General features: G+C 37.3%; 24 protein-coding genes, 3 tRNA genes and 1 other annotated feature. Of the genes, 13 read left to right on the top strand and 14 right to left on the bottom strand.

Annotation, left to right across the window (positions count from 1 at the left end; genetic code table 11):
• Positions 1-7: 7 nt before the first annotated feature.
• From K5Q22_RS06280 to yfmF, 7 genes are all read right to left on the bottom strand, one after another.
• The gene (locus K5Q22_RS06280) at positions 8-802 is read right to left on the bottom strand and encodes an energy-coupling factor transporter transmembrane protein EcfT (RefSeq protein WP_174854029.1); all 795 of its coding nucleotides are present in this window, start codon (positions 800-802) and stop codon (positions 8-10) included.
• The gene (locus K5Q22_RS06275; protein WP_002938195.1) at positions 795-1,637 is read right to left on the bottom strand and encodes an energy-coupling factor ABC transporter ATP-binding protein; all 843 of its coding nucleotides are present in this window, start codon (positions 1,635-1,637) and stop codon (positions 795-797) included. Before K5Q22_RS06275 ends, K5Q22_RS06280 begins: the two co-directional genes overlap by 8 nt.
• Positions 1,613-2,449, bottom strand: a complete 837-nt coding sequence (locus K5Q22_RS06270) for an energy-coupling factor ABC transporter ATP-binding protein (protein WP_205013986.1) — start codon at positions 2,447-2,449, stop codon at positions 1,613-1,615. The genes K5Q22_RS06275 and K5Q22_RS06270 overlap by 25 nt, the downstream gene beginning before the upstream one ends.
• The gene (gene pgsA / locus K5Q22_RS06265) at positions 2,449-2,988 is read right to left on the bottom strand and encodes a CDP-diacylglycerol--glycerol-3-phosphate 3-phosphatidyltransferase (RefSeq protein ID WP_014638849.1); all 540 of its coding nucleotides are present in this window, start codon (positions 2,986-2,988) and stop codon (positions 2,449-2,451) included. Before pgsA ends, K5Q22_RS06270 begins: the two co-directional genes overlap by 1 nt.
• Before the next feature lie 19 nt (positions 2,989-3,007).
• Entirely contained in the window at positions 3,008-3,862 is an 855-nt protein-coding gene (rodZ, locus tag K5Q22_RS06260; protein ID WP_205013983.1) for a cytoskeleton protein RodZ, read from the bottom strand.
• 81 nt (positions 3,863-3,943) lie between these two features.
• Positions 3,944-5,227 (bottom strand): EF-P 5-aminopentanol modification-associated protein YfmH, encoded by a 1,284-nt coding sequence (yfmH, locus tag K5Q22_RS06255; protein ID WP_014638851.1) that lies wholly within the window; start codon positions 5,225-5,227, stop codon positions 3,944-3,946.
• Entirely contained in the window at positions 5,224-6,477 is a 1,254-nt protein-coding gene (yfmF, locus tag K5Q22_RS06250) for an EF-P 5-aminopentanol modification-associated protein YfmF (protein WP_014638852.1), read from the bottom strand. Before yfmF ends, yfmH begins: the two co-directional genes overlap by 4 nt.
• A 73-nt stretch (positions 6,478-6,550) precedes the next feature.
• Between yfmF and yaaA the strand changes: the two genes are divergently transcribed.
• Together yaaA and recF are read left to right on the top strand one after the other, a co-directional pair.
• On the top strand, positions 6,551-6,934 hold the full coding sequence (gene yaaA / locus K5Q22_RS06245; RefSeq protein ID WP_114866986.1) for a S4 domain-containing protein YaaA: 384 nt from the start codon (positions 6,551-6,553) through the stop codon (positions 6,932-6,934).
• A gap of 2 nt (positions 6,935-6,936) precedes the next feature.
• The gene (recF, locus tag K5Q22_RS06240; RefSeq protein ID WP_205013981.1) at positions 6,937-8,031 is read left to right on the top strand and encodes a DNA replication/repair protein RecF; all 1,095 of its coding nucleotides are present in this window, start codon (positions 6,937-6,939) and stop codon (positions 8,029-8,031) included.
• 70 nt (positions 8,032-8,101) lie between these two features.
• Here recF and guaB read toward each other — a convergent pair whose 3' ends face one another.
• Together guaB and trpS are read right to left on the bottom strand one after the other, a co-directional pair.
• Positions 8,102-9,583: an IMP dehydrogenase gene (guaB, locus tag K5Q22_RS06235; RefSeq protein ID WP_012028051.1), complete on the bottom strand. Its 1,482-nt coding sequence runs from the start codon at positions 9,581-9,583 to the stop codon at positions 8,102-8,104.
• Between the two features lie 231 nt (positions 9,584-9,814).
• Complete coding sequence (trpS, locus tag K5Q22_RS06230; RefSeq protein WP_029171262.1) at positions 9,815-10,840, bottom strand: tryptophan--tRNA ligase; 1,026 nt, start codon at positions 10,838-10,840, stop codon at positions 9,815-9,817.
• A 46-nt stretch (positions 10,841-10,886) separates the two neighbouring features.
• Positions 10,887-11,093, bottom strand: a binding site (T-box leader).
• Between the two features lie 101 nt (positions 11,094-11,194).
• Here trpS and K5Q22_RS06225 point away from each other — a divergent pair.
• From K5Q22_RS06225 to K5Q22_RS06215, 3 genes are all read left to right on the top strand, one after another.
• Entirely contained in the window at positions 11,195-12,067 is an 873-nt protein-coding gene (locus K5Q22_RS06225) for a YitT family protein (protein ID WP_024384295.1), read from the top strand.
• Positions 12,068-12,131: 64 nt separating this feature from the next.
• Positions 12,132-13,754: an ABC-F family ATP-binding cassette domain-containing protein gene (locus tag K5Q22_RS06220; protein WP_012775415.1), complete on the top strand. Its 1,623-nt coding sequence runs from the start codon at positions 12,132-12,134 to the stop codon at positions 13,752-13,754.
• A gap of 36 nt (positions 13,755-13,790) precedes the next feature.
• A complete protein-coding gene (locus K5Q22_RS06215; RefSeq protein ID WP_205013979.1) occupies positions 13,791-16,370 on the top strand; it encodes a YfhO family protein in 2,580 nt (859 codons plus the stop codon).
• 415 nt (positions 16,371-16,785) lie between these two features.
• Here the strand turns inward: K5Q22_RS06215 and K5Q22_RS06210 are convergent, their stop codons facing one another.
• Positions 16,786-19,674, bottom strand: a complete 2,889-nt coding sequence (locus K5Q22_RS06210; protein ID WP_205013977.1) for an SEC10/PgrA surface exclusion domain-containing protein — start codon at positions 19,672-19,674, stop codon at positions 16,786-16,788.
• 142 nt (positions 19,675-19,816) lie between these two features.
• Here K5Q22_RS06210 and K5Q22_RS06205 point away from each other — a divergent pair, with 142 nt between their 5' ends.
• Entirely contained in the window at positions 19,817-20,152 is a 336-nt protein-coding gene (locus K5Q22_RS06205; protein ID WP_205013975.1) for a helix-turn-helix domain-containing protein, read from the top strand.
• A 32-nt stretch (positions 20,153-20,184) separates the two neighbouring features.
• Here K5Q22_RS06205 and K5Q22_RS06200 read toward each other — a convergent pair whose 3' ends face one another.
• On the bottom strand, positions 20,185-20,832 hold the full coding sequence (locus K5Q22_RS06200; protein WP_205013973.1) for an epsilon-antitoxin: 648 nt from the start codon (positions 20,830-20,832) through the stop codon (positions 20,185-20,187).
• 209 nt (positions 20,833-21,041) lie between these two features.
• Here K5Q22_RS06200 and K5Q22_RS06195 point away from each other — a divergent pair, with 209 nt between their 5' ends.
• From K5Q22_RS06195 to K5Q22_RS06170, 6 genes are all read left to right on the top strand, one after another.
• Positions 21,042-21,338: a hypothetical protein gene (locus tag K5Q22_RS06195; protein ID WP_205013970.1), complete on the top strand. Its 297-nt coding sequence runs from the start codon at positions 21,042-21,044 to the stop codon at positions 21,336-21,338.
• A gap of 40 nt (positions 21,339-21,378) precedes the next feature.
• Positions 21,379-21,849, top strand: a complete 471-nt coding sequence (locus K5Q22_RS06190) for a hypothetical protein (RefSeq protein ID WP_024407766.1) — start codon at positions 21,379-21,381, stop codon at positions 21,847-21,849.
• 12 nt (positions 21,850-21,861) lie between these two features.
• Positions 21,862-22,614 (top strand): cell division protein FtsK, encoded by a 753-nt coding sequence (locus K5Q22_RS06185; protein WP_205013968.1) that lies wholly within the window; start codon positions 21,862-21,864, stop codon positions 22,612-22,614.
• 307 nt (positions 22,615-22,921) lie between these two features.
• Positions 22,922-24,172, top strand: a complete 1,251-nt coding sequence (locus K5Q22_RS06180; RefSeq protein ID WP_205013966.1) for a replication initiation factor domain-containing protein — start codon at positions 22,922-22,924, stop codon at positions 24,170-24,172.
• Between the two features lie 62 nt (positions 24,173-24,234).
• Complete coding sequence (locus K5Q22_RS06175) at positions 24,235-24,573, top strand: DUF771 domain-containing protein (RefSeq protein ID WP_014638876.1); 339 nt, start codon at positions 24,235-24,237, stop codon at positions 24,571-24,573.
• 62 nt (positions 24,574-24,635) lie between these two features.
• Positions 24,636-25,757 carry a site-specific integrase gene (locus K5Q22_RS06170; RefSeq protein WP_205013963.1) on the top strand — a complete coding sequence of 374 codons (1,122 nt, stop codon included), beginning with the start codon at positions 24,636-24,638 and terminating at the stop codon, positions 25,755-25,757.
• 172 nt (positions 25,758-25,929) lie between these two features.
• Here K5Q22_RS06170 and K5Q22_RS06165 read toward each other — a convergent pair.
• Positions 25,930-26,002 (bottom strand) — tRNA-Asn (locus K5Q22_RS06165).
• Between the two features lie 5 nt (positions 26,003-26,007).
• A tRNA-Glu gene (locus tag K5Q22_RS06160) sits at positions 26,008-26,079 on the bottom strand.
• Positions 26,080-26,190: 111 nt separating this feature from the next.
• Here K5Q22_RS06160 and K5Q22_RS06155 point away from each other — a divergent pair.
• Positions 26,191-26,264: transfer RNA gene (locus tag K5Q22_RS06155), tRNA-Arg, on the top strand.
• On the opposite strand, the gene K5Q22_RS06150 is transcribed toward K5Q22_RS06155, so the two are convergent.
• The gene (locus tag K5Q22_RS06150) at positions 26,262-26,945 is read right to left on the bottom strand and encodes a YoaK family protein (protein ID WP_029171250.1); all 684 of its coding nucleotides are present in this window, start codon (positions 26,943-26,945) and stop codon (positions 26,262-26,264) included. The genes K5Q22_RS06155 and K5Q22_RS06150 overlap by 3 nt on opposite strands.
• Positions 26,946-26,952: the final 7 nt, after the last annotated feature.

Raw genomic sequence — 26,952 nt, 5'->3', positions numbered from 1 at the left:
TTTTTACTCATTTTTTCAATATAAATAAGAGTCCAGCTAAAGCTAACATAACTAAAATTGCTAACGTATCTGCTAACTTCCATTCCAAAATCCGATACTTGGTTCTCCCATCTCCGCCTTGATACCCACGCGCCTCCATCGCCGTTGCAAGAGCATCTGCCCTCTTAAAACTTGATGCGAATAAAGGAATCAAAATAGGAATAACTGACTTTACCTTCTGAATAAGATTTCCCTCATTAAAGTCCACTCCACGAGCTCTCTGAGCATTCATAATCCGAGTGGTATCATCCATCAAGGTCGGTACAAAACGCAAGCTCATGGACAACATCAAACCAATTTCATGCACAGGAACCCTAAATCGCTTCAAAGGTGCAAGCCCTGATTCAATACCATCTGCCAAACTGAGCGGTGTTGTCGTCAAGGTCAACAAGGTCGAGAAGAAAATAATCAAAACAAAGCGAACAAAAATAATCGCCGCCTGTTGCAAACCCTCAACTGATAATTTAAAAATCCAAAATTCCCATAAAAGTGTCGCTCCAGGTGTAAAGAAAACCTGAAAGAAAGTTGTAAATAGAATAATTCCTATCATCGGTTTCAAACCATTAATAAAAAATGATAAGCGAATACGAGATAAAACAACCATTCCTAAAACAAATGCTATCAACAAGGCATTGGTGACCAAATTATTGGCCCAAAAAATCATCAATAGAAATCCAAACATTGCTAAAAGCTTACTTCTTGGATCCAAGCGATGAATAATTGAATCCCCAGGAATATAGCGACCTAAAATTAATTTATCCATGTGTCACCATCCCCGTAAATTCTTCAATTGTAATAGGAAGACGTTCAAATACAAAGCCTCTTCTCTCCAAATTAGCTGCAAACTTAGTAATCTTAGGCACTCCCAACTGAATACTCTCTAAAAAATCTACCTCTTGAAAAATATCAACTGGTTTACCAGAACGGACCAGCTTTCCCTTTTCCATAATGTAAACAAAATCAGCATAGTTAGCCACATCGTCCATCAAATGAGTTACCAAAACGATTGTCATGCCTGATTCATGAAGCTTTTTGAAAATATCCATCAATTCCTGACGACCCGCAGGGTCCAAGCCAGCTGTTGGTTCATCCAAAACTAAGATACTTGGTTCCATTGCCAGAATCCCAGCAATAGCCACCCGACGCATTTGACCACCAGATAGTTCAAAAGGACTACGCTCAAACAAGCTTTCATCAATTCCAACCAAGGCCAACTTTTCACGCGCAATCGTTTCAGCCTCTTCCTGAGAAACTCCGAAATTTTGTGGACCAAAAGCAACATCTTTCAAAACTGTCTCATCAAACACTTGACTTTCAGGAAATTGGAACACCAGCCCCACTTTCTTCCTTACTTGCTTAATATCCTTATTTTCAGACGTTGCTGTAATCACAACATCATCAATGACTACTCTTCCTTCTGTTGGTACATTTAATCCATTCAAGAGTTGTAAAATCGTTGATTTTCCCGAACCCGTATGCCCAATAAGGGCCGTGTAAGAGCCATCAACAATCTCCAAATCCACACCAAAAAGTGCACGCCCCTCAAAAGGAGTGCCAGCTTGATAGGTATAGCTTACTTCTTGGAGATCAATTCCCATAAAGTTTCCTCTAATTCTTCCTCTGTAAAATAGCGGAGCGGTAAATCAAGTCCAGTCTGGCGCAAAGATGAAGCCAGTTCTGTCGTAAATGGTCTATCCAAGTCTAAATCTACCAAATCTTCTCGCATAAATAGTTCATTTGGAGTGCTAATTGATTCAACCTGTCCATTTTTCATCACGATAACTCGGTCACTCAATGCAACCTCATCCAAATCATGTGTTATAGAGATAACCGTCATACCATGACGATCCTTAATTTCACGGACAATCTTAATCAAGTCGAGACGACCTTCTGGATCCAACATAGACGTAGCCTCATCCAAAATAATAATTTTTGGACGCAAGGCAACCACTCCAGCAATCGCCACCCTCTGCTTCTGACCACCAGATAAACGAGCAGGCTCACGTGTTTTAAAATCAGTCATTCCAACCAATGCCAAAGCTTCGTCAACTCGACTACGCATCTCCTCCAAAGGGATTCCCTGGTTCTCTAAACCAAATGCAACATCATCTTCAACTGTGGCACCCACAAATTGGTTATCTGGATTTTGAAAAACCATACCAATCAAGCGTCGCTTATCCCATACATTATCAATAGTTAAGGCATCACCGTCAATATAAATATCACCTGATTCAGCTTCCAACAAACCATCAATCAAACGAACTGTTGTTGATTTACCCGAACCATTATGTCCAATAATAGACAACCATTCTCCCTGTTTCACGTGAAACGAGACATCATTTAGGGTATAGCGCTCATCCTCTTGATTGTATTTATATTTAAGATTTTTTACTTCGATAATATTTGTCATCATTTAAAAGTATCTTTGAATAAGTAAGAGGCACCCCTGAAATAATCATAGCCTGAATATAGGGTGAAGAAAAGTGCAATATAGAGTGTTATTTGCCCCACGACGTTCCAGTGTAAGAGCAGGAAAATAACTGCAAACATCTGTGAAAATGTTTTGATTTTTCCTGGCATAGCCGCAGCTAGAACTGTTCCTCCATTTTCCACCAAGAGTAGACGAAGACCTGTCACTGCCAATTCACGACAAATAATAATTGCAACTACCCAAGCTGGAGCAAAGCCAAGCTCTACAAGCATGATAAACGCTGTCATCACCAAAATCTTATCTGCCATCGGATCCGCAAATTTTCCAAAGTTTGTTACAACCTGCCATTTACGAGCCAAGTAGCCGTCTAGATAATCCGTAATACTAGCTAATGCAAAAATAAGTGCTGCCAACACATGACTAATTGTTGAATCCCAAACGGTCAGTAACAAGATAAAAATTGGGATTACCAAAATCCTACCTATCGTCAATGCATTGGGAATATTTTCTTTTTTCATTCTAATACCTTTATTGCCCTTATTCAAAATTTAAAGTGACCGACCCTGTATCGGCTGTCAGAGCTGATATATCTAACTTTTGGCCACCTACACTTACCTCTACTCCTTTGACAACACCAAGAACAAGTGTAGTAGAAGTCACTCCTTCTTCAATAGTAGTAGTTACTGTTGGATTATCAGGTGTTAGTGTAACGCCCCCCTCTAACAAGGTGTCAGAAAGGCTGATCCAACTCGTTGTATTTTTTGCTGTTACAGTCACTTCTACTGGATAAGTCACTGTTTTAAGGGTCGCAACAATGTTAGAACCTGATCCTGAAATAGTCACATTTTCTGTAGCGGAACTACTTGAACTCGTTGAATTTGACTGCGCCTGCTCAGTAGAACTCGTCTCTGTACCACTACTTGCTTCAGATACAGATTGCTCAACTATACTATATGACGTTGTAGTAGGCGTAATAGGTGCTCTATTTTGGAGCCTGCTATGAACAATATAAGTCACAAAAATAATAATCAAACCCGTCGCAAGTAATAAGTAAATCAACGGAAGATAAGAGTTCTTTTTACGTTTACGAACCTTATAGCTTCTTTTCAATTCTGAAGATCGGAGTTCTTCTTCTCCATCTTCATAATATTTCACTAAACTATTGGTCTCGTAAGCATCCAGTAGGACATCTGCATCTAATTCCAAAGCCTCAGCATATGCTCTTAAAATAGAATGAACATCATCTGAGTTTGCAATAAAATCAAAATCATTGTACTCAAGTGCCTGCAAATATTTAGCTTGGATTTTTGTTATCCGTTGCAAGTCAACGAATGTCCAACCCCGTCCTTCTCTAGCTGTTCTAAGTACTTCCCCTATACTCTTTTGTCTCATAATATCCTCTCTCTATCGCTCATCATGTACAGTATACTATTCTAACAAAATTCCAAAGAAATTTCGACGGGTTGCGCCCACTTATTTTGGAAAAATCGTGAAATCTGTCATATCACAGTGATCAATAAAGCGACGACCTGCCTCTCTGATATCATCTAACTGTAGTTCCTGTATCATTTGAGGTATATCAAAAACATTTTCATATTCTGAATACTGAGAAACAAAGTGACTAGCTGTAAACTCAAGAGAATTTAAGCTACGAATAAAATCTCCATACATCTCGTTTTTCAACAATTGTAAATGATCCTCTGTCACATCTGCATCATCCTCAAATTTCCTAAGTGCTTTCATCAGTATACTAGAAAGCGTAATGGGTTCTTGAGTATCTCCCGAGATAATCAAATAGTGGTATTCAGGCGTAACCTCTAATTGGAACTGGAAAGAAGAATCAATTTTTCCCTGCTCGTATAACTGTTGGTATCGTTTTGAAGTCCAACCAAACAACATGGCAAATAAAAATTGTAAACTGAGCCGATATTTCTGAATAGTCTCCTTATCAACCTCGTCATTTCCCCGTAAACCAACAGCCAATTTTGGGGTAGATACTTCAAATTGTTCTGAGAGATGCTCCTGTATCGGCAACTTTTGGACACCTGCCAATTCAAACGACTGAGCTGGATTATCCATCTGAGCTACTTGATAACTTGAAATTTGTTTCCAAACTGCCTCTAAATCAAAATTACCAATAACGAATAAATTCATGTTACTTGGATGATAAAACACATCAAAATTCTCATGTAAATCATCCGCAGTAATTGCAGCAATTGATTCAACTGTCCCTGCTATATCATAGGCCAAAGGACTTTCTGGATAAAGCGATGATAAAATTCCCGTAAACAAGCGATAATCTGCATCATCTTGATACATCTCAATTTCTTGTTCAATAATCCCCTGTTCTCTTTCTACATTGTCTTCTGTAAAATACGGTTCTCGAACAAAAGATTGTAAAAGTGATAGAGACTCCAATACTTTCTGAGTCGTTGAAAATAAGTAACTAGTCTGTCTAAAACTGGTATAAGCATTTGCGCTTGCTCCCAATTTAGCAAACTCATTCATAATATCCTCTTCATTCTCAGTTTCAAACAGCTTATGTTCTAAAAAGTGTGCAATCCCTGCAGGATAAACAACACTATTACCATTAGCCAACGTAAATCGAGTATGAATCCCCCCAAAATTGGTCGTTAGAATTCCATATGTCTCATGGAAATCTACTTTAGGAAGTAAAACAACTGTCAACCCATTGTCAACTTTCCCATAAAAGACAGATTCTTTCATGTAAGGATACTTCTTCTCAACTAACTTCATTCTTCTGTCCCCTCCATAAAGTAAACAGCCTGTAAATTAATCATCTGTCCTACTCGAATGACATCGTCTATTGATACAGATTTGATAGCCTCAATCCAATCTAGCCAACTTAAATTTCTATTTCCTAAGGTAACTTGATTATATACTTGTTCTATCAAATTATTCTGCCTATCTTGAGCCAAGGTTGCTGAATGAATCAACATGTTTTTTGTCAACTCTAATTCTTCTTCTGTAAATTTACCACATTTTAAATCAAGTAGTTGTTTACTAATTAACTTCATTACCCTGAGTCTATTTTCGCGGCTAATTCCAGCATAGACCTTCAGCATTCCTGAAAAAATAGAGACCTGACTTCCAATTGTATAGGCCAAACTTTCTTTCTCACGAACATTCATAAATAACTTCGAATGGGAGAAAGCACCTAGTAGACCATTAAATACCATCAAAGCTGGATAGTTTACATCGTTGTAAACCACCTGTAAATGATATGCCAATTCCAAAATGGACTGCCTTGCCTGTTTACGCTCGATTTTTTCTTGCGTGATGTTTGAGTATTCCTGATGATATTCTAACTCTAATTTTGGATTTCTATAAGTAAAACCAAAATCTTCAAGTTTTCTTTTTACTTGTTCTCTGTCAACCTTCCCTAAGACAAATATATCAATTTTATCCATACGCAACATATTCCGATAAATCTGAAAGGTTGATTCTGCTGTTTCTTTTTCAACCAAATCAAGCCTACCGACGCGTGGAATTTGAAGAGAGGGATCTTTATAAAAAAGCTTACTCATTTCAACATCTGCATGATAAAAATTATCTTCTATCTCTGACTGAAGAAAATTGATTAAATTCGTTTTTTCAACCTCGAAAATCTGACTATCAAATCCTCGCCCCTTTTTCAGTGGTCTAAATATACACGTGTATAAAAAATCAAGAATCTCTACTGTAATATCCTCATTTTCTGGCAAGTGACGAGGACTGACATATGAAATTGTCACATCTACACAGTGCACCCTACCACGTTTTGAAACTGAGGTCGAGAACTGAGCACCATACAATTCTGCCAATCTTCTCCGAACAGCCTGAGCAGTCTGAAATTCTTGGTTACCCATTTCAAAAATATTTGCAACTAACACACGACCAGCAACGGTAGCCTCACTCATTTCAGCTGCAAAGCGAATACGTATACGATTTGTCGTAAACTGATCTGTATCAATAAAATGAAGATCTACTCCCTCTTGTAATTTCATCTTCTTCCTCTTTCAAACATTGTACCTTCCATTATACCATTTTGTGATATAATATTCTGTAACGAGGTGACTTATGGAATTTAAATTATTTGATGACTACATCACATTACAAGCATTATTAAAAACGACTGGTATTCTCCATTCAGGAGGTGCCATTAAAGGTTTCTTAGAAGAAAATACTATTCTTTTCAATGGAGAGGATGAAAAAAGACGCGGTAAAAAAATCCGTATCGGAGATGTTATCACACTCCCAGACCACAACACTAGCATCACAATCGTCGCTCCTAGTGCAGAGGAAATCAAACAGCACCAAGAGGATCAAGCTGAAAAAGAACGTGTGGCTGCAATCGTTAAAAAGTTAAATCAAGAAAATAAAAAGAATAAGAAACAGGTAAAGACTCCTAAAAAAGCAACTAAAAAGACTGAAAGAAAACCTGTTCGTTTCCCTGGTATGTAGACATGTGGCTAGAACGATTAGAGTTACAACATTTTCGCAATTACAACCAATTAGATATTGAGTTCCACAAAGGGCTCAATGTCTTTTTAGGCGAAAACGCCCAAGGAAAAACCAATATTCTAGAATCTATCTATGCTTTAGCTTTAACACGAAGCCATCGAACACGAACAGATAAGGAACTACTACAGTTTCAAGAAAAGGAATTATCTATTTCTGGTTTACTCCATCGCACAAGCGGTAAAGTTCCACTTGACATTCACTTGACAGATAAGGGGCGAGTGACCAAGGTCAACCATCTCAAACAAGCAAAACTTTCTAATTACATTGGACATATGAACGTCGTCCTATTTGCTCCAGAAGATTTACAGCTGATAAAAGGTGCGCCTGCTTTGAGAAGAAAGTTCATCGATGTCGAGCTCGGGCAAATCAAACCACTCTATCTCTCTGACCTATCGAATTATAACCACGTTTTAAAACAAAGAAATACTTACCTCAAATCTACAGATAAGATTGATGAGAACTTCCTATCCGTGTTAGATCAGCAACTTGCTGAATATGGTAGTCGTGTTATCCAACATCGTATTGACTTTCTAAAGAAATTAGAGGAATTCGGAAATAGAAAAGTTCAAGATATTTCAGATAAGAGAGAGGAACTAACTATCGAATATCAATCCTCAATTAAGTTTACTACTTCTGTCAATTTAATTGACATATTCTTGACGGAATTGGAAAGGTGTCGCAAACGTGATTTATTTAAGAAAAATACAGGAGTTGGACCACATCGAGATGATGTAGCTTTCTTTATAAATGGAATGAATGCCCATTATGGTAGTCAAGGACAACACCGCAGTCTCGTTCTGTCACTCAAACTGGCTGAAATCGAGCTGATGAAAGAAGTCACACGAGAGTACCCAATTCTACTCTTAGATGATGTTATGAGTGAGCTGGATAATAATCGTCAAATCAAGCTACTAGAAACTATTACAGATACGATTCAAACATTTATTACAACGACCTCTTTAGACCATTTACATAAGCTACCTGATAGTTTAAAAATCTTCCATATTGAGTCTGGTAAGGTTACTGAATCAGAATAAGATTATTTACACTGTTGTCAATAAAATTTACAAAAAAGTAAAGACCCTGTCAAGAGGGTCTTGTTTTTGTTTACTGTACTGAATAGTTTGGAGCTTCGTTTGTAATTTGAACATCGTGTGGATGACTTTCTTTCAAACCAGCACCTGACATTTCGATGAATTGAGCATTTTCATGCAATTCAGTCAAGTTACCAGCACCTACATAACCCATACCTGAGCGAAGTCCACCAACCATTTGGAAAATCATATCTGCAACAGAACCTTTATAGGCTACACGTCCTTCAATTCCTTCTGGAACAAGTTTGTTGGCTTCATTGACAGATGCTTGGAAGTAACGGTCTTTTGAACCTTGTTTCATGGCTGCAATAGAGCCCATACCACGATAGGTCTTGAACTTACGACCTTGGAAGATTTCTGTTTCGCCTGGTGCTTCATCTGTACCAGCAAACATAGAACCAAGCATAACGGCATGACCACCCGCAGCAAGTGCCTTGACAATATCTCCTGAATACTTGATACCACCGTCAGCAATAATGGTTTTACCATATTCACGCGCAACACCAGCTGCATCATAGATAGCTGTCACTTGTGGTACACCAACACCTGCAATGACACGTGTTGTACAGATTGAACCTGGGCCAATACCGACCTTGACAACATCAACACCAGCTTCATAAAGAGCACGAGCTCCTTCAGCTGTAGCAATGTTGCCGGCAATCAAGGTACGAGTTGGGAAGTGGTCACGGATTTCTTTGATCTTACGAAGAACACCTGCTGAGTGACCGTGAGCCGTATCGATGACAATCGCGTCTGCACCCGCTTCAAAAAGGGCTTCTGCACGTTCAAAAGTATCAGATGTGACACCAACAGCACCCGCAACCAAGAGACGACCAAATTCATCCTTCGCAGCATTTGGGAACTCAATCACTTTCTCAATATCTTTGATGGTAATCAAGCCTGACAAACGACCATTTTCATCAACCAATGGCAATTTTTCAATACGATGCTTGTGAAGAATAGCCTCTGCCGTCGCAAGATCTGTTCCAACTGGCGCTGTCACCAATTCATCACTTGTCATGTTTGTCGAAATTGGCTGTGAGTAATCTGAAATGAAACGCATATCACGGTTGGTAATAATACCGACCAACTTACGATTTTCTAATGTTTCAACGATTGGCACACCGGAAATACGATAAGTAGCCATCAATTTCTCAGCTTCAGCAATGGTGTGTTCTGGTGTTAAGAAGAATGGATCGATAATAACACCATTTTCAGAACGTTTTACCTTACGCACCTCATCAGCCTGCTCTGCGATAGACATATTCTTATGGATGACACCCAAACCACCTGCACGCGCCATAGCGATAGCCATTTTGCTATCTGTTACGGTATCCATGGCAGCAGAAATAATCGGAAGATTAAGGGTCAAATTTGGTGCTAATTGTGTTTTTAAATCAATATCATGTGGTAATACATGACTTTCAGCCGGAATAAGTAATACATCGTCGAAAGTAAAGCCTTTTTTCAAAAATTTAGTGTCCCAGTTTGACATTTTCTTCCTCTTTTCTTATTTAATATGTAGCGTGATTGCTATTTGTATTTTAATTATGATAACATTTTGAAATCATTTGTCAATCATTATTCGCTTTAATATCATCATTCCTAAAAATTCAGAAAATTCTATTCAGTTTTACATATAAAATTCGAACGTTTGTTTTTTGCTGCGTCGTAAAATAAATGAAAAAAGCAACATTTTCTCAACATTGCTCTTTCATTGTTAACCTTATTTAAAATAGTTAATTCCCATAGCAGATTTCACTTGGTCAAGAGTTGTCGCAGCAACTTGGCGAGCTTTTTGGCTACCTGCTTCCAACATTGCATAGACCTGTCCCATATCCTGTGCAAACTCCAGACGGCGTTCACGGATTGGTCCTAATTCTCTCTCTAAAATGTCCAGCAAATAACGTTTGGTCTTCACATCGCCCAAACCACCACGTTGATAGTGCTCCTTCATAGCCTCAATCTCAGCCCTATCTTCTTCGCGCCCAAAAACGTCAAGATAGTGGAAAACCATGTTTCCTTCAATCTTACCTGGGTCTTCAACACGGATGTGGTTGGGATCAGTGTACATGGACATGACTTTCTTCTTGAGCGTATCCATGTCATCTGCCAAGTAAATACCATTTCCAAGTGACTTAGACATCTTAGCATTGCCGTCCAAACCTGGCAAGCGACCAGCTGCCTCATTTTCAGGATAAATGCCCTCCGGCTCCACCAAAATATCCGTCTGATAAGCATGATTAAAGCTACGAACGATTTCACGAGTCTGCTCAATCATCGGTTTCTGGTCATTTCCAACAGGGACAAAATTTGCCTTGAAGGCTGTAATGTCCGCCGCTTGAGACACAGGATAGACCAAGAAACCAGCTGGAATTCCTTCGCCAAATCCCTTCTGAGCAATCTCGGTTTTTACAGTTGGATTGCGTTCTAGACGTGCAACAGATACCAAGTTCATGTAGTACATGGTCAACTCTGCCAATTCAGGAATTTGACTCTGGATGAAAATCGTTGTCTTAGCTGGATCAAGTCCTGCCGCTAGATAATCTAGTGCTACGTTTCCAACGGATTCAACAATCTTTTGCGGTTCTTTGGCATGGTCTGTCAACGCTTGTTGGTCTGCTAAAAAGACAAAAAGTTCATGTTGACCTGCATCCTGTAATAAAACACGATTTTTCAACGAACCAACATAATGTCCAATATGTAATTTACCTGTTGGACGGTCTCCTGTTAGGATAATCGGTTTACTCATAAAATATTCTCCTTTTACATAATAAAAGCCCACGCACAGAAAACTGTGCGAGGGCGTCAAGGACACGGTGCCACCTCACTTATAAGCATTAAATAAGCTTACATCTTTTTGCACATAAGGCCTGCTAGCCGAATCCTTATTTATTCAGATTCTATTCACTCAGTCCATTCATAAGCGACTCTTGTTTGTTTCCACCAACCACAAACTCTCTAAAAATTATCCACTTACTACTCTTCTGATTGATTCCTATTATAACCGCAAAAAATTAGAAAGTCAAGCTGACAAAGCCTTGACGATACTGTCTAAATTAGGGATAATAGAAATTGCTTTTATAACACTAACCAAGGAGAATATATGAAAGAACGTATAAAGGACTTTATCTCTGTCACACTCGGATCAGTTGTCATGGCCATTGGATTTAACAGTTTTTTTCTAGAGAATAATATCGTATCTGGTGGTGTCGGAGGTTTAGCAATCGCACTCAATGCTCTTCTGGGGTGGAGTCCGTCTGACTTTGTCCTCTACTGTAACATCCCTTTATTAATCATCTGTTGGTTTTTCTTAGGAAAATCTGTATTTATCAAAACTGTCTATGGTGCTGTCATTTATCCTCTTTGCATCAAGTTGACAGCAGGTTTACCCAACTTGACAGAAAATCCTCTCCTAGCTGCTATTTTCGGTGGAATTATCCTAGGTTTTGGACTTGGTCTTGTTTTCCTTGGAAATTCTTCTACTGGTGGGACAGGTATTCTTATTCAATTTATTCACAAGTACACCCCTTTATCATTAGGTCTGACAATGGCTATTATTGATGGTATTATCGTTGGTCTTGGATTTATTGCCTTCGATACTGATACTGTTATGTACTCGATTATTGCCCTAATGACCATTACTTATATTGTCAACCGCATGATGTCTGGTACACAATCTTCTCGAAATGTCATGATTATTTCTCAAAAATCAGAAGAAATTAAAGACTATATTACTAAAGTTGCTGATCGCGGTGTTACAGAATTTCCAATTATCGGTGGCTTTACAGGGGTTGACAAGCGCATGTTGATGACTACCATCTCTATTCCAGAAATGCAGAAACTGGAGACAGCGGTATTAGAAATTGATGAAACTGCCTTTATGGTTGTTATGCCTGCGAGTCAGGTGCGTGGACGTGGCTTCAGTCTTCAAAAAGACCATAAACATTATGATGAAGATATCTTGATTCCAATGTAATTCATTGAAAATTCAAGTTCTTTCTAGTACAATAAAACTAATAGACAGAAATAGAGGAGAAACTATGCTTACAGTATCAGACGTGTCGCTTCGCTTTAGCGACCGCAAATTATTTGACGATGTCAATATCAAATTTACAGCAGGAAATACCTACGGTTTGATTGGTGCAAACGGGGCTGGTAAATCTACATTTTTAAAAATTCTTGCTGGTGACATCGAGCCATCAACAGGTCATATTTCACTTGGACCAGACGAACGCCTTTCTGTACTGCGTCAGAACCATTTCGACTATGAAGATGAGCGCGTGATTGACGTTGTTATCATGGGGAACGAGCAACTTTACAGCATCATGAAAGAAAAAGATGCTATTTACATGAAGGAAGATTTTTCTGATGAAGATGGTGTTCGTGCTGCTGAATTAGAAGGTGAGTTTGCTGAACTTGGTGGCTGGGAAGCTGAAAGTGAAGCTTCTCAATTGCTCCAAAACCTCAACATTTCAGAAGACCTCCACTACCAAAACATGAGCGAATTGACCAACGGTGAGAAGGTTAAGGTCCTCTTGGCTAAGGCCCTCTTTGGTAAGCCTGATGTTCTTCTTTTGGACGAGCCAACCAACGGTTTGGATATCCAGTCCATCAACTGGCTCGAAGATTTCTTGATTGACTTTGAAAATACGGTTATCGTCGTGTCCCACGACCGCCACTTCTTAAACAAGGTATGTACCCACATGGCTGACCTTGACTTCGGTAAAATCAAGATTTTCGTTGGTAACTACGACTTCTGGAAACAATCTAGTGAATTAGCAGCTAAACTACAAGCTGACCGTAATGCCAAAGCAGAAGAAAAAATCAAGGAACTACAAGAATTCGTTGCTCGTTTCTCTGCTAATGCCTCTAAGTCTAAGCAAGCTACTTCACGTAAGAAGATGCTGGATAAAATCGAGTTGGAGGAAATTATTCCTTCTAGCCGTAAGTATCCATTTATCAACTTCAAATCAGAACGTGAAATCGGTAATGACCTCCTAACAGTTGAAAACTTAAAAGTTGTCATCGATGGTGAAACGATTCTTGACAATATCAGCTTTATCCTGCGTCCAGGTGACAAGACTGCTCTTATTGGTCAAAACGACATCCAAACAACTGCTCTCATTCGTGCTCTTATGGGCGATATTGAATATGAAGGTACTGTCAAGTGGGGTGTCACTACTAGTCAATCCTACTTACCAAAAGACAATACTCGTGACTTCGATACAAACGAATCTATCCTTGATTGGCTCCGTCAATTTGCCAGCAAGGAAGAAGATGACAATACCTTCTTGCGCGGTTTCTTGGGACGTATGCTCTTCTCGGGTGATGAGGTTAACAAACCTGTAAACGTCTTGTCAGGGGGCGAAAAAGTGCGCGTGATGTTGTCAAAACTCATGCTCCTCAAGTCAAATGTCTTGGTCTTAGACGATCCAACCAACCACTTGGACTTGGAATCAATTTCCAGTCTAAACGATGGTTTGAAAGCTTTTAAAGAGTCTATCATCTTTGCCAGCCACGACCACGAATTTATTCAAACTTTAGCAAACCATATCATCGTCATTTCTAAAAACGGTGTTATCGACCGAATCGACGAAACTTATGATGAATTCTTGGAAAATGCTGAAGTACAAGCAAAAGTACAAGAACTTTGGAAAGCATAATAAAAAGGCGATTTATTCGCCTTTTCTTTTAAATCTATGAAAAAAATATTTACAAAAACATCTATTTATTATCTCTTCTCTTTCCTTATTCCGCTGACTATTATTTCTATCGTCTTAGCATTTCAAGGAATCTGGTGGGGAAGTGATACAACTATATTGGCAAGTGATGGCTTCCACCAGTATGTTATTTTTAATCAAACATTACGAAATACTTTACACGGAGACGGCTCTTTATTTTACACATTTTCAAGTGGTTTAGGACTCAATTTTTATGCTCTATCCTCCTATTACCTAGGTTCATTCCTATCTCCAATTGTCTTTTTCTTTGATTTACAATCCATGCCTGACGCTATCTATCTTGTCACTATTGTCAAATTTGGATTGACTGGGTTGTCAACTTATGTCAGCCTAAAGGGTATCCATAAAAATTTGAAAGAAGAATGGGCACTATTACTCGCTACTAGTTTTTCTCTGATGAGTTTTAGTACAAGTCAATTAGAAATAAACAACTGGCTAGACGTTTTTATACTCCTCCCACTCGTTCTTCTTGGATTGCATCGATTATTAAAAAAACAGGGTCCGATTCTCTACTACATAACATTAACATGCTTGTTTATCCAAAACTATTACTTCGGGTATATGGTGGCTATTTTTCTAACATTATGGACATTGGTTCAATTATCATGGATAAATAGTCAGAGAATCAAAAGATTTATCAACTTTACAATAGTGTCAATTTTATCTGCTCTAAGCAGCATGTTCATGTTGTTACCAACCTACTTGGATTTAAAAACTCATGGTGAAACATTTACAAAAATTGTCAACCTAAAAACCGAAGACTCTTGGTATCTGGACTTCTTTGCAAAAAACTTAGTTGGTAGCTTTGATACAACAAAATTCGGTTCTATTCCCATGATCTCTGTTGGTCTCGTTCCACTAATACTCGCTTTATTATTCTTTACATTAAAAGAAATAAAACCAACTGTCAAACTCTCCTATTCTCTATTCTTTACATTCATTATTTCAAGTTTCTACCTACAACCACTCAATCTTTTTTGGCAAGGCATGCATGCGCCAAACATGTTCCTCTATCGTTATGCATGGGCTCTATCAATAACCGTTATCTATTTAGCAGCAGAGACATTGGTACGACTACGTCAAGTAAGTATTAAAAATTTTACTCTGATTGTTTCATTTTTACTCATTTGCTTTGCTTCTACCTTTATTTTTAGAGATCATTATGAGTTTCTAATGGATGTAAATTTCCTACTCACACTAGAATTTCTAATAGCCTACTTCATTCTTTTTGTATCAATGATTCACTATAAATCATCCTTAAAATGGATTAATATTGTTTTATTGTTCTTCACTTTCTTAGAACTTGGATTACATAGTCATTATCAGGTTCAGGGGATTTCTGATGAATGGCATTTCCCTAGCCGATCAAACTATGAAGAAAAATTGACAGATATTGACAGTATTGTAAAGTCTACAAAGACTACAACTGATTCATTTTATCGTATAGAACGTCTATTACCACAAACTGGCAATGATAGCATGAAATTCAATTACAACGGTATTTCTCAATTCTCCTCCATTCGAAATCGTGCTTCCAGCTCAGTACTAGATAAGCTCGGTTTCCGTTCAGACGGTACCAATTTGAATCTTCGTTATCAGAATAATACAATTATTGCTGATAGCCTATTCGGAATCAAATATAATTTAGCTACTACGGACCCAAATAAGTTTGGTTTCACACTGAATCAGAGTCAGTCTACTATTAATCTTTACGAAAATAGTTTTAATCTAGGGTTAGCACTATTGACTGAAGGGATTTACAGAGATGTCAATTTTACAAATCTGACTCTCGATAATCAAACAAATTTTCTCAATCAACTAACAGGGCGATCTCAAAAATACTACCACACTCTATCAGATGTTGTTTCACAAAACACAGTTGAACTGAACAATCGAATGACTGTCAACAAAGTTGACAATGAGAATACTGCAAAGGCAACTTTCTTAGTAAATATACCTGCAAATAGCCAAGTATACTTAAATTTGCCAAATTTAACATTCTCAAATGAGAATCAAAAAAAGGTTGTCATTACTGTCAATAATCAGTCAAGTGAGTTTACACTAGATAATGCTTTCTCTTTCTTCAATGTGGGGAGCTTTACTACAGATGTACAAGTTCAAGTCGATGTATATTTTCCTGAAAATAATCAAGTTTCTTTTGATAAACCACAATTTTATCGATTGGACTTATTAGCTTTCCAACAGGCTATTTCCATTCTCCAAGAAAAACAAGTAGTAACAAAAACTGATGGTAATAAAGTAACCGTTGATTTTGTAACCGATAAAGAAGCCTCGCTCCTCCTTACTTTACCCTATGATAAAGGATGGAATGCAACCATTGATGGTAAACCTATCAAAATCCAAAAAGCGCAAGAGGGTTTTATGAAAGTGGATGTAAGTCCAGGTCAAACTAAACTAGTTTTAACCTTTATACCAAATGGTTTCTATCTAGGTTTACTGATTTCTTTTGGTGCAGTTTTTGTATTTTTCTCCTATCAATTCATTAGATACTATTATTCTAAGAACCGAGAATCCTAAACTTTCTCGGTTTTTTCTTGTAAAAAACAAAAAACCTTGATTTCTCAAGGTTTCCTATGCTTTATCTACTCCGCCAACAGATAATTGTACGTTAAAATAAGTTAAAATAGATAACAAAAATAGCGATAATCAAGGGTTTGTCACTTATCTATGGAGTAATGAAAAGAAGGAATTTGACCAAATTTTGACCACATGAAATTTTATAAAATATTTATGTATTTCCTAAATTATGCAGAATTTTTATAAAAATACAGTCTGACCAAGTTTTGACAAAGAAGCATTTCGGAGTAACTAAAAAATTTAAAATTCTATTAACATTCCTAAAAATTGTTGGAATAGCGTAGTCTTTCCGAAATTTTTAGGAATCCAAAAAATCTTCCTACAATAAGTAAGAAGATTTTTTCATTTTAGCCATCTATCCTTGTTTGCGTCTTCTTGCACTTGCAAGACCAAGGCTAGATAATACTGACACACCTGCGAGTGCCAACAAACTTGTTTGCTCCCCTGTGTTTGGCAAGGTCTTAGCACGTTCAACACGTGAATAAGTAATTTTGTCACCAACCTGCGTTATACCAGCTTGTTTTCCAATTTTAGTTTGCACTACAGATGTTGCTTTCTTCCCATCAACGTAGTCAATAACTACCCCATTGGCATCTAGTACTGGAGTCGCAATACCACCTGCATTGTTGATAGCTTCAGCCTTAGTCTTCAACTCAGCCAAGCGTTTAGCCTCAGCCTCAGCACGGTCTTGTTCCGCCTTCAGGTTAGCCAACTCTTCGTAGCGAGCAGTTTTCTCAGTTGCATTAGCTTTAAGGGTTGCAAGTAACTCCTTAGCAGTCTCATACTCTGCACGAGCAACTGCAAGGGCTTGATTAGCTTCAGTAAGCTTAGCAGTCAAGACTGTAAGAACTGCACCCTTGTCAACCAAAGCTTTAGCAAGTTCATTGTACTTAGCAGTAGCTTTTTCAGAGTCAGACTTAGCTGTGCTTTGTTTAGCAATAGCATCAGTAAGGGCAAGTTGTGCAACCTGGTCAGACTTCTTAAGTACTTCCAGAGTTTCTTTTTCTTGTGCAAGTACCCCTTGAGCTTTTTCATCTGCTGAGCGAGCCTCTACCAGTTCAGCCTTAGCTTTAGAAAGGGCGTTAGCCTTATCGATAGCACTAGCCTTAGCTACGGCAAGAGTTTCCTTAGCAGACTGCAAGGATGCTTGGTCTTTTTCAAGTTGAGTTTCAGCATCTTTTACTGCTTGCTCAAGAGCAGGAATATCTACTGTACCCGACTTCAAGTCAGAAAGTTGTTTTTGAGCATCTGCAAGGGCTTGTTGTGCATTAACGTATGCGGTATTTGCATTTTGATAAGCTACATTTGCTGTTTGGGCATTAGCCAAAGCAGTATCATAAGCTGATTGAGCTGCTGCGACTGCTGATTCGTCTACTACTGTTTTAGTTACTGTTTCGTAAATAGGTGTAGTTGTTGTAGTACCACCTGCTACTGTTGAATACTTATTAACAATTGGAGTTCCCACAGTATCGCTAAATGTAACAACAACCTTAGGTACACGCTCTCCATGACCGTCCTTGAACGACAATACATCTAAGGATACCCCTACTGAGCTTGCTCCTTCTACAAGACCCAACACTTTAATGGCTGTAGAAAAATCAGAGTTGTTCCCTACACCATTTACAATATTGTAAAGAGGGCGATACAACTGATGACCTACCGCGACCACTACCATAGACTTCAACTCTGCCATTGTAGAAACAGTTGCATCTCTATCATCAAATTGAGCGATATTTGCAATATTGTTAATGATTGTAGTGTTTTCGTTATTTGCAATATTTTTAGCAATAACTGTAACATCATTAATTGTTCCAGTAGCTTTTGTAAAGAAACCGCTAGAAACAAGCTGGTCATGAGTCATACCTTGATAATTAGCAAACATACCATTAAACAAGGCATCTGTAGTATTGTTTGCTACTGATACACTAGACTTAGTTACATCCAACAAAGGAGTACCTAGTTTAGAGCGTAATTCATTAACCAATGAGGCATAGAAAAGGCTTAAGTCTGTGCGTTGCTCTTCTGTAAGGTCATGAACCTTTACAAGAGTAGAGTTATCTGTATCTGAGAAAGAGTAACGAAGGTTCTCAGTCCAAGATTGGAACTCGGCAACAGTTGGTGATGCCAACAAGTCACGAACGTTCACTTTAACAGAAACAGTAGAGCCTCCGCTCTGATAAGAAATTCCTTTAGCTAGAGCAGACTCAATATCGGCAACTGTTCCTGTACCATTAGCGTAGTTTTGAATAGCCTTCAGATAATCTGAGTTGGTTACAACACCATTTACACCCGAGAAGCGACCTGACTGAGCAACACCAGTATTTAATGTAGACATACCGCCAGTAGTCTTAGTCTCAGTACCAACCTGAACAGTTTCAGTTACAGTAGTACCCGCCTTGGCAGTATCAAGAGCTGATTTAGTAGTAGATACTTCTTTATCGGCGTCTGATTTAGCTTTAGTTGCATTTGCCAAAGCATTTGCAGTTGAGTCAACATCAGCTTCCTTAGACGCTACTACCCCTTCTTGTGCCGTAATAGCTTGTGCCTTGTTGGTTTCAGCCAACTGTGCAGACTCAAGAGCCTGTTTAGCTTCTGCTAAGTCAGTAGTGTCTTTAGCAACATTTTCAGTAAGAGTATCTACATCTTTCTGAAGTTGAGTTGTATCTGTAGTACCTGAAAGGTCTGCTACTTTCTTCTCGGCATCGGCAACCGCACTTGCAGTTTTTTGAGCATTAGCATCAGCATCAGATACGGCACCCTCTTGAACAGTTACCGCCTCTGCTGTTGCATTTGCAGAATTTTTAGCAGTCTCTACAGTTTCATTAGCTGTAGCCAACGCATCAGACTTGGCATCGGCATCAGTTTTAGCATCTGCTACTACCTCAGGTGTGACCTTATTAGCTTCTTCAATTTGAGTAGTCAAAGCAGAAACTGTAGATTCACCCGTAGCAATAGTTTCTTCCAAACCACCTACAACTGCTTCTTGTCCTGTAACCGCTTGGTTAGCTTGGTCTGCTTCAGCCTTGGCTTCAGATACCTGGGCATCAGTTACCTTGGTTTCAACAATCCCTTCACTTGCACCAGACTCAGCAACCACCTCAACCGAAGTAGACTCAGCACTAGTCACAACCTCCTCGGCACTCACTACCCCACCTACTAGCATTGAAGTAGTCAATACAGATACAACCGCACCAGTACGCAATTTCTTAATGGTTCCATGACCACGAATGTTAGATTTGAACATAAATGCTTCTCCTAAATAGCTTTTTAAGGATATTATAACACAAACAGTGTTTTTATAAAACTATTTTACGTGGATATTCGCTTTTTAAGTGGTTCTTTAAGACTACAAAATTCAGTAGTATAGCTTTAAAAGAGGTATTTATATGACGAAAATAAACCTAAAAGCCTATATTGGTAAACGCATTCGAATTCTTAGATTGCAAAAACACTTGACACAGCAGCAATTAGAAGAAGAAGCCGGTCTTCCCTTAAAATATGCTTATAAATTAGAAAATTTAGAACCGAATATCACAGTTGAGACTCTTGAAAAAATTATGACTGCACTTGATACAGATATAGAAAACTTCTTTGATATTTCATTAAAGGAAGATAATCCCCTAACAAACCAATTATTATCTAAAATAGCAGAATTCTCAACAAGTAAACAAGAACGACTTTTAAAACTACTGATTAACATAATTGATGAAGTTGAAAAATAAGCCAAGTCTAAAAACTTGGCTTTTTGTGTTCTCTAAAATATGTAATTATCAAAACCATTTCGAGTTTGAACTGATTTGATAAACTTTTCTACATTATCCCAATCCTCAAATTCATCAACTATCCTAAATAATTCTAATCGTTCAGCTACTTGACAAAACACTCTCAGATTATCTTTTGATTCAAAAATCTTTTCAATTAAAGGGAGATAATCAAACACATTCGTTAATAGTTGCTCATTTTGTAATAACATAGGTAGAGCATAATGACGATTACTTGATTTCTTCATCTTCTCCAATATCTTAGGGAATTCTTTGTTTTCAATTCGATGCTCAATAATGTCCGTAACCTTGTCCATAATTACTTTATCATTGTTTTGAATGCCTTCGTATATTTTTTCACTTAATTCACTAAATATTTCATTTTCAAAGATAGCATTATAAGCTCTATCACTAATAGCTGTTTTGGACGTAGAAGGGTTTCCTTGGAAGATTTTTTCTAGTGTTTTAACACCTACTTTAGAATCAATCATATCATCGACGTATTCTAATATTGCTTTGTATCCTTTTTCTTCAGCTGAAAGTTCTTGAAATTCCTTGAATTCCTCTAAATCTTCAACAAAGTTCAGAGTTATACAAGCTAGTAATAATTTTTCTTGTTGTTCAACAACATCTATAGACATAAATAGCACCTCACATATTTTTCATTAGATTAGCATAACCGATGAACAAATTCAAGTGTACTTTATTCCGTTAGTGAAAGTGGAAAAAGCCTATTACATCAGTACCTAGACGTTAGGTAGAAACTGAATTATTTGTATGTTATTCTCGTAGTGTGAGATAGCTATCACACAACATTATTTACCCACATGGGTTAGAAAAGAGGTGGCTCATGGAAGCTACACAAGTAACAATTCAAGGGCGCTTGCTCGGGGCATCGGAAGTAAAAGATTTTACGTCTGGGCACAGTACTGGTCAAATCCAACTCTCTATCGGAATACGCTCGTTAGAGGGGCATTTTAGTCAGACAAATATAAAAGTTGATACCGTGAATATATCAGACTTTACAACTTTGTTTGATGAAAAAGTAGAAATTACTCTTGATAATGTTTCTATCAATGCCTACACAAGTGGGAATCGCGGTGCGCTTTCAGTCAAAGCTAAGTCTGCTTTTATTGAGTTGGTTTAGTGGCTAGGGGGATTCCTCCTAGCCATAGAAAGGACTTTTTATGACAATTTTGTCTTGGTTAATTATCTTATTTGCTGGATTTCTTTATTTTGCTCTTAGAATTAGCGAGATTAAAGAAAAACAGAAACAGGCTCAAATACTTCAATTAAACCTCCCAACAATCATAGCAGATATTGAACAGGTAATTGAAAAAACTGCAACTGTTTCAGGGCAAAAACTTCTTTTTGATAGTCGCTATATTCGATACTTGCAAACTAGCAGTGATTATCGTTCTCACCTTATTCGTTTTCCTGTTATGCTATCTAAAAAGCCTGTTGAGGAAGAAGAAAGCTATATCCAACAAGTTTTTCTGACACAATTTAGTAAATTTCTGGTTGATTCTATAACTTATGAAAATTGGTCAGACAAAGGGAAGTCGTTATATATTACACCCAAATTTGGAGAACTGTTGAGGTATAACAATCAGTATTATCTCAATTTGGAAATTCAATTTTCCTATAGTTCTAATTAGGAGTGTGAACAGATGAAATGTTTTCTTGATAAAAAGCTTTTTGATGCTGGAAATCACTTCTTCTGGGATATACCAGTTGGGCGTGTCCCCCACGCTCTTTTGGTAGGCTCCAGTGGGTCTGGGAAGACTTATGCAACAAAGGTCTTTTTAGCACGGTTTGCTTATACCTACCCAGAAGCTACGTTCCTAATTGGCGACTATAAAGCTGATACTGACTTTGCTTTTCTAAATGGCTGTAAAGGATTTAAGCGATTTGATGAGGTTTCAGAATTACTTACTCTAGGACTAAAAATCCTTGAAAACCGCCAAAAAGGGATAGATAGGTCTAAGGAATTTGTCGTAATATGCTTTGATGAGTTTAATGCCTGGCAGAATAGTCTTGATAAAAAAGAGCGTGACCAAGCCGTTAAAGACTATACTCGTCTTATACAGTTAGGAAGGTCTTTCAGAATCTACGTTATCATCTCTCAACAAGATGCCCACAAGACCAGCCTAGGATTATCACGTGATTCCATAGGTACAGTGATTGCATTAGGCAAATTGTCTAAAGAAACAGTATCAATGCTCTTCTCTGATGAAAAGGATGGCATTGTACGAAATAATCCCAGAGGTGTCGGGTACATGAAGATAGATGGACAAGATAGTCGCCATATACTTGTACCAAGTCACAATATGCCACCACTAGAAAGATTGATTGTGAAAGCATTCCAACGTTCAGAGCAATATTTCCAAAATGATGAGGCTGTTGACCCTGGTTCCCTTTAGGGTATCAGAGGTCTTACAGCCTCGCCAGCTTTAGCTGGCTTAACGGGGATTCTGTAATAACCCCCGTTCCATTATTTCCTAGATTCTTTGCTTTACACATTCCACTTTAGGGAAGGAACTTACTACCATTACAAAAGGCTGTCAAAGCAAGCATTTACCTGCTAAATAAAACTTAGGGTGACTATAGCTTCATATCATGGGAAAATTAAATCATAGGAATTTCACTACTCGGTAGCAATAGTTAACTAAAATAAAACCTACCGCCCAGTTAACTATCAATTTATAGGCGGATAAAAGGACGTAAATTATGTTTTGTAAAAACGAAATTGAAGAGTATCTTCAAAAAGATACTAACCGTAAACCTGTAATTATGACCAGTATTGATGAAGTAACATTCGTCATCAAGCCAACAGAAGATACAGTCGGTGATTATCCAGATAATTGGCATCAAATTGCTTCAACGCTATCTGAGATAATAGCTAATAAACTATCTCTGCCTATTCTTTTTGGAAATTATATTCCATTAAAAACACCTCCAGCAGGCTATACAGATGGATTCACCTTTCAAGACTTGCCTTACTATTTTGCAATTGCTTGGCATCAGACCAACTTTACAATGGGTATTATATTAAAGTTCAGTGCATCTGCATTATCGCAATATAAATCTAGTTATCAAGACTTAAATGGTAAATCAATTGACGTCCACAACATGGCGCAATTACTGGACGAGGATTACTATGAATTACGTCTTTCACGTATTGACTTTGCCGTTGACTATTTTAACTATAAGTTAACTGTCAATGACCTCTACCAAGGATTGAAAACAAAGCAATACATCATTACCAATAACAAGGGACGTAAAAATATATCAAAAATTAGTGCTCAAGAGGTAAATGGATATGCTCAAACTGTTTATATTGGTAGCAAGAAAAAGAATATTAACGCTTTACTTCGTATCTATAATAAGTACCAGGAGCAATTAGATAATCAAGGACGGTATATGCACCTCACAAAATTCTGTGATTCTTGGATTCGTATGGAGGCTTCCTATAAAGGAACTTATAGTAATCAAATCCTAGCTCTGCTACTAACATTAGAAAGCTCTGAAGGCTTGAGCAAGCTAATTGTCAATAAAATACTTGATAAGTATTGCTTCTACGAATCAACTAATGGAGAAGCTCTTGATGTAACAAGTGATTTAATGAAAAGTATGGGAGACTTTCCAGCACTAGAATCATTATCTTCAAGGAATAATGACCTGATGGCAACAATATTATATTTAATGAAAGGTAGTGGCTTCTATCCACTTCTATGGAAAATAGAAACAATATGGGGAACAGAAGCACGTAACTACTTCATCATCAGGCTAGTTCAAGAATACGATGCCAACTATGTACCAAATCCAGATGTTGGAATATGGTTATCTAAGTTTGGTGACAAACTCTCTAATCTTAATTTTAAAGATTTACTTGAAGATGCTTTTCAAATTTTTTATCAAAAAAACAACATCAACCCTAAAAATTCCGCCAAGAACAATAAGAATGATGTTGCCGATTAACTGAGATAAGACTAGGTTTATCCCTAGTCTATTATCTCATAATTTAGAAGGGAGATAAAGTCATGGAAATAAATAAATTTACTATTGACTTAGCAAATATCACTATTAAGCTTCCTGATTCGAAGATTATTGTAGATAAAGATGAATATGAAAGACTGAAGAAAAGTGCTGTAGCAGGTCAGTATATGACTATGAATGATGTCCTAGAAATGCTCTCTGTATCTCGTCCATGGCTACTTGAAAATGTCCTATATAAGCCGATTATTCGCAAACAAATTGATATTGACCAAAACCCAAACGGATTTGTAAAATATCCTCAGAATCGAGGAGGTCGATATTTCTTTTTAGCTACTAAAACACGTGAATTTTTCGAACAGAATTTTCTAGAAATTTTCAAATAATTATGCTATGATAACCAAGACAACCCTTGGTTATCTGCTTTTTATGAAAGTGAGGTAACTATATGGCATCCTATAGACAAAGAGGTAAGAAAAAATTATGGGACTATAGAATCTTTGATGATAAAGGAAAAGTAATAGCTTCAAATTCTGGATTTAGAACTAAAAAAGAAGCTGAACTTGAAGCAATCGAAATTGAGCTTAGACTTCTAAAAGGGGCTAACATTGATAGACAAATTAGTTTACATGAACTTTGGAAAAAATGGTATGAGCTACATATCGTTCCTTTAAATAAAAAACAGGCGACACTCAACAAACACATTAAACGTGGCAAACTAATTGAAGAGTTTTTCGGAAATATGCCTTTAGTAAATATAAAGGCTAGTCGCTATCAACTCTTTATCAATCAATTTGCCAAAACTAATGGTCGTGATAATGTTGCTCGTTTAAATTCTGAAGTTAGAAAAGTGTTGGAATTTGCTAAACAAGACCGACTTGATTTCCATGACTTTACAATAGGTGTAAAGATAACTGGATTAGAACCAGCAAAATCAAAAGAAGATAAGTATATTCATAGTAAAGCAGATTATAAAAAATTAGTTAATTATCTTTACAATAATGTAAACTATACTGACAACTTAGTTTACTATCTTCTTTACATACAGTTAAAGACTGGTATGAGATTTGGAGAGGTTTTAGGCTTAACTTGGGATTGCATACTTTGGAAAAGCAAAGAGATTGTAACTTATAGGCGATACGATTCAGCGAAAAATGAGTTTACAGACCCTAAAACAAAAACATCTGTACGAAATATTCCTATTGATGATACTGTAATAGAAGTACTCGATAAATTGCTAAAAGAGCAAGATACAATTGATTTCGATAATTCAAATAATCTTCTATTTGTTAATCCAATTTATGGTGTACCTTCAAATAAAACTGTCAATACTTGTCTCAGTGAACTGCTTCATCAATTAAATATAACTCCAAAAGTCCTAACAGCTACTGGTATTCGTCATACCTATATCAGTATTTTACTGGCTGAAGGAATTGATATTTGGACACTTTCGAAAATCGTAGGTCACAAAGATACAAAGCAAATTATAGAAACTTACTCTCATCTTATTAAGGAAAAAGAGGAAGAAGAAACTGAAAAAATTAGAAAAATCATGTCAGCAAACACTTGACCATTTTTTGACCAAATTTTCCTATTGTATGATTATTCATGTCGCTTTTTCACGATTTTTTCATTCTTATCCAATATGCAGTAAAAGCTGAGATAGTTCTAAATTCATTGACCAACTTTTGACCAAAATAAGAAAAAACCTTGATTTCTCAAGGTTTCCTAGTCTTTATTTACTCCGCCAACAGGGCTCGAACCTGTGACATCATGATTAACAGTCATGCGCTCTACCAACTGAGCTATGGCGGAAGAAATAGTCCGTACGGGATTCGAACCCGTGTTACCGCCGTGAAAAGGCGGTGTCTTAACCCCTTGACCAACGGACCATTTTTAGAACAATAACTAGTATAATACATGTGACTTTGTTTGTCAATACATTTTTTGATTTTTTATTGTATTGACAGAGTGCTTTGTTTAATGTAAAATAAAATGGTTAAGGTTCCATAGCTCAGCTGGATAGAGCATTCGCCTTCTAAGCGAACGGTCGCAGGTTCGAATCCTGCTGGAATCATTTAGACCTACCTCGAGTAGGTCTTTTTTCTTGCCATAATTCATAATTAATATATAAAACTGGCAAAATCAGACCAATAAGGGCATATTCTTCAAATTGGAAGGATAGGTGAGTAGATATAATGACACCTAGCATAAACCCTATAATGGTCAATAAGATGTTTCTACCTGTTTTTCTAAGTTCTGAATCTTTTTCAATAACTCCTTTAAACCAGAGGTAAGCAGCATTTTTGACATTCCCTGTCATCATCACATTGGCATACGGAGCACCTCGTAACCTTCTAAATGTTTCTACTTGAATAGAGGCTACGAAGGCTAGACTAGCAATTGTAAAAGACGCAGGCATAATAGGTGAGAGAATGATAGTTAGTAAGATAAGAACTAACATCATTACACTACTACCAAAGTGCCAAGACCATGTTTGTTTTTCAAAATACCTTCTTGCTAAGTAGGTAAAAAATTGTCCGAATACAAAAAATAAAATGGGAATGGAAAAATTAACTACCTGCGCAAAGTCACCTTTAGCTAAAAAATAAGCTAGGGAAATAACATTTCCAGATTGTACGCCAGCAAAGCGACCACCCTGAGTCACAAAAGTAAAGGCATTTAAATAACCACTGATAAACGTTAATGAACAAGCAATTCTCAATCCCTCAAAAACACGATAATCTTTTTGATTCATTTTCACT

The organism is Streptococcus sp. 2018162 (assembly GCF_019754175.1).
GTDB classification, from domain to species: Bacteria; Bacillota; Bacilli; order Lactobacillales; family Streptococcaceae; genus Streptococcus; species Streptococcus hashimotonensis.
Note: the sequence above shows the minus strand (reverse complement) of the source record. Positions and strands in the feature narration are given on the sequence as shown.